Source organism: uncultured Methylobacterium sp., assembly GCF_964251405.1.
Lineage (GTDB): Bacteria > Pseudomonadota > Alphaproteobacteria > Rhizobiales > Beijerinckiaceae > Methylobacterium.
Window position 1 is genome coordinate 13,213 of the sequence record NZ_CAXUJR010000071.1, and the last position, 5,738, is coordinate 18,950.

Genomic DNA, 5,738 nt, shown 5'->3' on the forward strand with positions numbered 1-5,738 from the left:
GGCTCCCGTGGACATGGCTCCCGTGGACATGGCTCCCACGGACACGAGCATCAGGCCCGCCGCTCTCCGTCCAAATGGCATGGTCTCTCCCAGGGCCGATGCGTTCGGCGCTCCTCACACATAGTCATGCGGCGGAACGCGGCAATGCGGGCGGGAAAGCGGCCATCCCGGCTTTGCCGGTGGAAATGATCCAGCGTCCCACGCTCTCCCTTGCATCCGGCTCGGCGCCTCCTGTACGTTCCCCCTGCCGTCCGGGACGATCCGTCAACGGCCAGCACCCAAAGGTTCGAGACGCGTCCGTCGCTCGGTGTTTTATCCAAGTATCGGCGATGGAAGCATTATCCCGTAAAATGCGTGCGGTTTTTTCAGAATAGATGCGCCGCGTCAGGATCTCGAGCGTCTTCTTCTTGAAGCAATCTTCTGGAAGATGCTCCTGCCGGTGCTGGGTAAGACGTGGACGATTGACGAATGTCGGAGGGGCCCATGGTGGAGACAGTCCCGAGCTGGACGGACGAGCGCGTCGAGCTTCTGCGCCGGCTGTGGGAGGAGGGCCTGAGCGCGAGCCAGATTGCGGCTCAACTCACCGGTGTCACCCGTAACGCGGTCATCGGAAAGGTCCACCGCCTCGGACTGTCCGGCCGCGTCAAGGCGGGCGATCCCGTCGCGGCGGTGCGCAAGAAGACGGCGCGCGAGGCCGATGTCGAGGTTATCGCCGAGGATGCCACCCTGCCGCCGGACGTGGCACCGGTCGCCGTCGGGACCGAAGCCGGGCCGCATCCGGAGCCGAAGCTGGCGGTCGCGGCCGAACTGGTGGCCGTCGCCGTCTCGCGCCGCGTCACGATCATGGACCTTCGGGAATCCATGTGCCGCTGGCCCCTTGGCGATCCGACCTCGACGGACTTCCACTATTGCGGTGATCGCTCGATCACCGGGCTGCCCTATTGCACGCACCACGCCGAGATCGCCTACCAGCCGGCCGCCGAGCGCAAGCGCGACCGCAGGGTGGGTGGATTTCGCTGAGACGGATTCGCCCAAACCCTTTCCCGGACGCCGTCAGCGAAGCGCTGGGTGGAGCCGGGATCCAGCGCTGACGATGCCGCTTTAGCGGCTCATGCGGCCCGGCACAGGTCGACGGACGCTTCGCGGCGTCTCGCGCTGGGCGCCGGCTCGGAATCCGCTGTCGCGTCACCCGTCCGGGAGAAATAGGGCGGGGAGAACCGGGTCGATCTCAATCGAATCCGGACTCACGCGTCGAGCGCGAACATCTCGTCGAAGGAATAGCCGGAGCCGCGCACCGTTCGAATCGGGTCGCTCTGTCGAGCGCGGTTGATCGCCTTTCGAAGGCGGCCGACATGGACGTCGACGGTGCGCTCGTCGATGTAGACATCGTGGCCCCAGACGCCGTCGAGGAGCTGCTCGCGCGAGAAGACGCGGCCGGGGCTCTGCATCAGGAACTCGAGCAGCTTGAACTCGGTGGGGCCGAGATGGATCTCGCGGCCTTGCCGCCGGATGCGGTGGCTGACGCGGTCGAGCTCGATGTCGCCGGCGACCAGCATGTTCGCGACATGGGCGGGCTTGGCGCGGCGCAGCAGGGCCCGAACGCGGGCGAGCAGCTCGGGGACCGAGAACGGCTTGACGATGTAGTCGTCCGCCCCGGTGCCCAGGCCCCGGATGCGGTCGCTCTCCTCGCCGCGCGCCGTCAGCATGATCACCGGCAGGCTCTCGCTCTCCCGCCGCGCGCGGATGCGGCGGCAGAGTTCGATGCCCGAGAGGCCCGGCAGCATCCAGTCGAGGAGGACGAGGTCGGGCAACTGCTCCTGCAGGCGCAGATCCGCCTCGTCTCCGCGCGTGGCGGCATCGACGGTGAAGCCTTCGGCCTCGAGGTTGTAGCGGAGAAGGAGGGTCAGGGCCTCCTCGTCCTCGACGATCAGGATGCGCGTACTCATGGTCTTTCGGGAATCACGCAGGAAACACGCAGGGATCAGGTGACGGCGGGGGCGTCCACCATGGCGTAGTTGGAGGCGTCGTTCTTGGGCCGGTCCATGGGGAGGTTGTCGCCCGTGACCAGGTAATGGATCGTCTCGGCGATGTTGGTGGTGTGGTCGCCGATCCGCTCGATGTTCTTGGCGCAGAACAAGAGGTGGGTGCAGAACGAGATGTTGCGCGGGTCTTCCATCATGTAGGTCAGGAGCTCGCGGAACAGCGAGTTGTAGAGGGCGTCGATGGCGTCGTCCCGCTCCCAGACGTCGTGGGCCGCCTTGGTGTCGCGGCCCGAATAGGCGTCGAGGACGTCCTTGAGCTGCTCCTGGACGAGGTCGCCCATGTGCTGCAGGCCCACGACGACCTTCTGCGACTGGATTTCGGCGGCGATGGCGACGACGCGCTTGGCGACGTTCTTGGCGAGGTCGCCGATGCGTTCGAGGTCGTTCGAGACGCGGATGGCCGAGATCGTCTCGCGCAGGTCGATCGCCATCGGTTGGCGCCGGGCGATGAGCAGGATCGCCCGCTCCTCGATCTCGCGCTGGAGCACGTCGAGGCGAGCATCGGCCGAGATGACCGATTGCGCGAGGACGACATCGCGGCGGACCAGGGCGTGGCCGGAATCGTTCATCATCTTCTCGGCGATCCCGCCCATCTCGGAGATCGAGCGGCGCAGGTCATCGAGGTCGTTGTCGTAGGAACTGACGATGTGTCCGGACATGATCGCACTCCTCGATCGGACATCCCTCTCGGAATGGCGGGTCGGTGGGGTCGGTAGGGGCGCAGGGCTCAGCCGAAGCGGCCGGTGATGTAGTCCTGGGTCTGGCGTTTCTCAGGATTCATGAAGATCCGGGTGGTCGGCCCGAACTCGACGAGCTCGCCGAGATACATGAAGGCGGTGAACTGTGAGATGCGGGCCGCCTGCTGCATGTTGTGGGTCACGATGACGATCGTGAACTCGGAGCGCAGCTGCTCGATCAGTTCCTCGATGCGGCCCGTCGAGATCGGGTCGAGCGCCGAGGTCGGCTCGTCGAACAGGATCACCTCGGGGCGCTGGGCCACGGTGCGGGCGATGCAGAGCCGCTGCTGCTGGCCGCCGGAAAGGCCCATTCCCGATTGCTTGAGCTTGTCCTTGGCCTCGTCCCAGAGGGCGGCCTTGCGCAGGGATTCCTCGACGCGCACGTCGAGGTCGGCCTTCGAGAGGCGCTCGTAGAGGCGAAGCCCGAAGGCGACGTTGTCGTAGATCGACATCGGGAAGGGCGTCGGCTTCTGGAACACCATGCCGATCTTCGAGCGAAGCTCGTTCAGGTCGATCCTGGGGTCGAGGATGTTGCGGCCGTCGAGCATGATCTCACCCTCCGCCCTCTGCTCCGGATAGAGGCTGTAGATCCGGTTGAAGGTTCGCAGCAGGGTCGACTTCCCGCAGCCCGACGGACCGATGAGCGCCGTGACCTGACGGTCGTGGAAGTCGAGGTTGACCGATTTCAGGCTGTGGAAGCTGCCGTAATAGAAGTTGAGGTCCTTCACGGCGATGCGGACGGGAGCGTTCTCGTCGGCCTTGTGGCGCCCGGTGAGTTGGGCGGCGGTGATCGCGGGCTCGGCGCTCATCGTGGGTTCGTCCTTGGGATCGAGACGGAGGGGATCGGGACGGCGCGCCTCAGCGCGCCCGGTCGCTCTTGATGACGAAGCGGGCGACGATCGACAGGGCGAGGATCGTCATGGTGATGAGCAGCGCCCCGGCCCAGGCGAGCTGCTGCCAGTTCGGGTAGGGCGAGAGCGCGAACTGGTAGATCATCACGGGCAGGTTCGGGATGCCGCCCATCAGGTTCGGGCTGAACCAGGAATTGTTGTTGAGCGCGGTGAAGAGCAGCGGCGCGGTCTCGCCGGCGATCCGGGCGAGAGCCAGGATGATGCCGGTGACGATGCCCGCACTCGCCGCCCGCCAGGTGATGGCCTTGATCACGATCGAGGGCGGCGCGCCGAGGGCGGCTCCCGCCTCGCGCAGGGTCGAGGGCACGAGGCGCAGCATGTCCTCGGTGGTGCGCACGATGACCGGCGTCGCGATGATGGCGAGCGCCACGCCGCCGGCCCATCCCGAATAGGTGCCCATCGTGCGCACCATCAGGGTGTAGACGAACAGGCCGATCAGGATCGAGGGCGCCGACAGCAGGATGTCGTTGAGGAACCGGATGAGGTCGGCGAGCTTCGAGTTGCGGCCGTACTCGGCGAGATAGGTGCCCGCCATCACGCCGATGGGGGTGGCGATGACGATGCCGATGAAGGTCAGCACGATGCTGCCGAGGATCGCGTTGGCGATGCCGCCCCCCTCGGAGCCGGGACCCGGCGTCGGCTCGGTGAAGAGCAGCGGCGAGAAGCCCTGCACGCCCTCGACGATGAGCATCAGGAGGATCGAGCCGAGAACGACGATGCCGAGCGCCGTCATCAGCGTCGAGGTGACGACGAGCACGCGGTCGGCGATGCGCCGGCCGGGCCGCACGCGGCTGCCGGTGACGGCCGCTTCGGCTCGCGGGGTGCCGGCCTGGATCGGGTTGGTGGCGTCCATGATGCGGGTTCCCTGAGCCTCAGGCGACCTTCACGCGCCGGACGAGCAGGCGCGCGACGATCAGGACGATGAAGGTGACGACGAAGAGGATGCAGCCCAGCGCCATGAGCGCGTGAAGCTGCATGCCGTCCGCCTCGTTGAACTCGTTGGCGATGCGCGAGGCGATGGTCGAGCCCGGATCGAACACCGAGGCCGAGAGCCGGTTGGCGTTGCCGATCACGAAGGTGACCGCCATGGTCTCGCCGAGCGCGCGGCCGAGGCCCAGCATGATCGCGCCGATGATCGAGACCGAGGCCTGCGGCACGAGGACGTGGCGAACCACCTCCCAGGTCGTGCAGCCGATGCCGTAGGCGCTCTCGCGCAGGACGGTCGGGATCTGGTCGAGCATGTCCCGGGTGATCGAGGCCACGAAGGGCACGATCATGATGGCGAGGATGATGCCGGCGGTGAGGATACCAACACCCGACGGCACGCGGGCATAGAAGAGCGTGCCCACGATGGGCATGCCCTCGACGACGTTCGAGACCGGGATCTGGACGAAGCGCGCGAAGAGCGGCGCGAAGATGAACAGGCCCCACATGCCGTAGATGATGCTCGGCACCGAGGCGAGGAGCTCGATGGTCATGGCGACGGGCTTGCGCGCCCAGCCGGGGCAGAGCTGCGTCAGGTAGACGGCGATGCCGAGCGAGATCGGCACACCGATCAGGAGCGCGAGGGTGGCGGAGGCCAGGGTCCCGATGATCGCCACGAAGGCGCCGTACTGCTCCTGCCCGATGTTCCAGGCGCTCGACGTGATGAAACCGGGGCCGAACTCGCGGAAGGCCGGCCAGCCGCCATAGGCGATCGACGCCAGGATGCCGGCGAGGAACAGGAGCACCAGAAGGGCCGAGCCGTAGGAGGCCATCCGGAAGATCCGGTCGCCGATCCCGCCGGGAGTCTTCCTCGGGGCGGCGGCGCTCTCGGTCCGTGCCAGGGCGATCTGTTGAGTCAAGGCGGCCATCCGACGTCTTCTTCACCTCGAGGGGTCGTAAGGCCCGGCGTCTCGCCACGCGAGCCCGGAGGCGGGGATTTGTGGAGTCGGGCCCGGGAAAGGCCGGGCCCGACCGCCGTAGCCGCGTGGCGCGGGGCGTCTTAGAAGACCGGCTTGCCGTCCTTGCCCTTGATCCCCTTCCACTCGTCCTTGACGAGGGCCACC

Annotated in this window: 6 protein-coding genes; 1 reads left to right on the forward strand and 5 read right to left on the reverse strand. The window is 66.9% G+C overall.

The genetic code is table 11. The features are described 5' to 3' along the window. The first annotated feature begins 483 nt into the window (after positions 1–483). Complete coding sequence (locus ACFE7U_RS13055; RefSeq protein ID WP_375410168.1) at positions 484–1,020, forward strand: GcrA family cell cycle regulator; 537 nt, start codon at positions 484–486, stop codon at positions 1,018–1,020. Positions 1,021–1,244: 224 nt separating this feature from the next. On the opposite strand, the gene phoB is transcribed toward ACFE7U_RS13055, so the two are convergent. The 5 genes from phoB to pstC all read right to left on the reverse strand — a co-directional run bounded on the left by phoB (position 1,245) and on the right by pstC (position 5,543). Further along, positions 1,245–1,946, reverse strand: a complete 702-nt coding sequence (phoB, locus tag ACFE7U_RS13060; protein ID WP_375410159.1) for a phosphate regulon transcriptional regulator PhoB — start codon at positions 1,944–1,946, stop codon at positions 1,245–1,247. A 35-nt stretch (positions 1,947–1,981) separates the two neighbouring features. Further along, the gene (gene phoU, locus ACFE7U_RS13065) at positions 1,982–2,701 is read right to left on the reverse strand and encodes a phosphate signaling complex protein PhoU (RefSeq protein WP_375410160.1); all 720 of its coding nucleotides are present in this window, start codon (positions 2,699–2,701) and stop codon (positions 1,982–1,984) included. Positions 2,702–2,769: 68 nt separating this feature from the next. Beyond that, positions 2,770–3,588: a phosphate ABC transporter ATP-binding protein PstB gene (gene pstB, locus ACFE7U_RS13070; protein WP_375410161.1), complete on the reverse strand. Its 819-nt coding sequence runs from the start codon at positions 3,586–3,588 to the stop codon at positions 2,770–2,772. Positions 3,589–3,637: 49 nt separating this feature from the next. Further along, positions 3,638–4,543, reverse strand: a complete 906-nt coding sequence (gene pstA, locus ACFE7U_RS13075; RefSeq protein WP_375410162.1) for a phosphate ABC transporter permease PstA — start codon at positions 4,541–4,543, stop codon at positions 3,638–3,640. A gap of 19 nt (positions 4,544–4,562) precedes the next feature. Continuing rightward, positions 4,563–5,543: a phosphate ABC transporter permease subunit PstC gene (gene pstC, locus ACFE7U_RS13080; protein ID WP_375410163.1), complete on the reverse strand. Its 981-nt coding sequence runs from the start codon at positions 5,541–5,543 to the stop codon at positions 4,563–4,565. Positions 5,544–5,738 lie beyond the last annotated feature (195 nt).

What these genes read in the sequence shown, in the direction of transcription:
- phoB (WP_375410159.1), bottom strand. Translation starts at nt 1,946, where the DNA reads ATGAGTACGCGCATCCTGATCGTCGAGGACGAGGAGGCCCTGACCCTC.
- pstB (WP_375410161.1), bottom strand. Translation starts at nt 3,588, where the DNA reads ATGAGCGCCGAGCCCGCGATCACCGCCGCCCAACTCACCGGGCGCCAC.
- pstC (WP_375410163.1), bottom strand. Translation starts at nt 5,543, where the DNA reads ATGGCCGCCTTGACTCAACAGATCGCCCTGGCACGGACCGAGAGCGCC.
- phoU (WP_375410160.1), bottom strand. Translation starts at nt 2,701, where the DNA reads ATGTCCGGACACATCGTCAGTTCCTACGACAACGACCTCGATGACCTG.
- pstA (WP_375410162.1), bottom strand. Translation starts at nt 4,543, where the DNA reads ATGGACGCCACCAACCCGATCCAGGCCGGCACCCCGCGAGCCGAAGCG.
- ACFE7U_RS13055 (WP_375410168.1), top strand. Translation starts at nt 484, where the DNA reads ATGGTGGAGACAGTCCCGAGCTGGACGGACGAGCGCGTCGAGCTTCTG.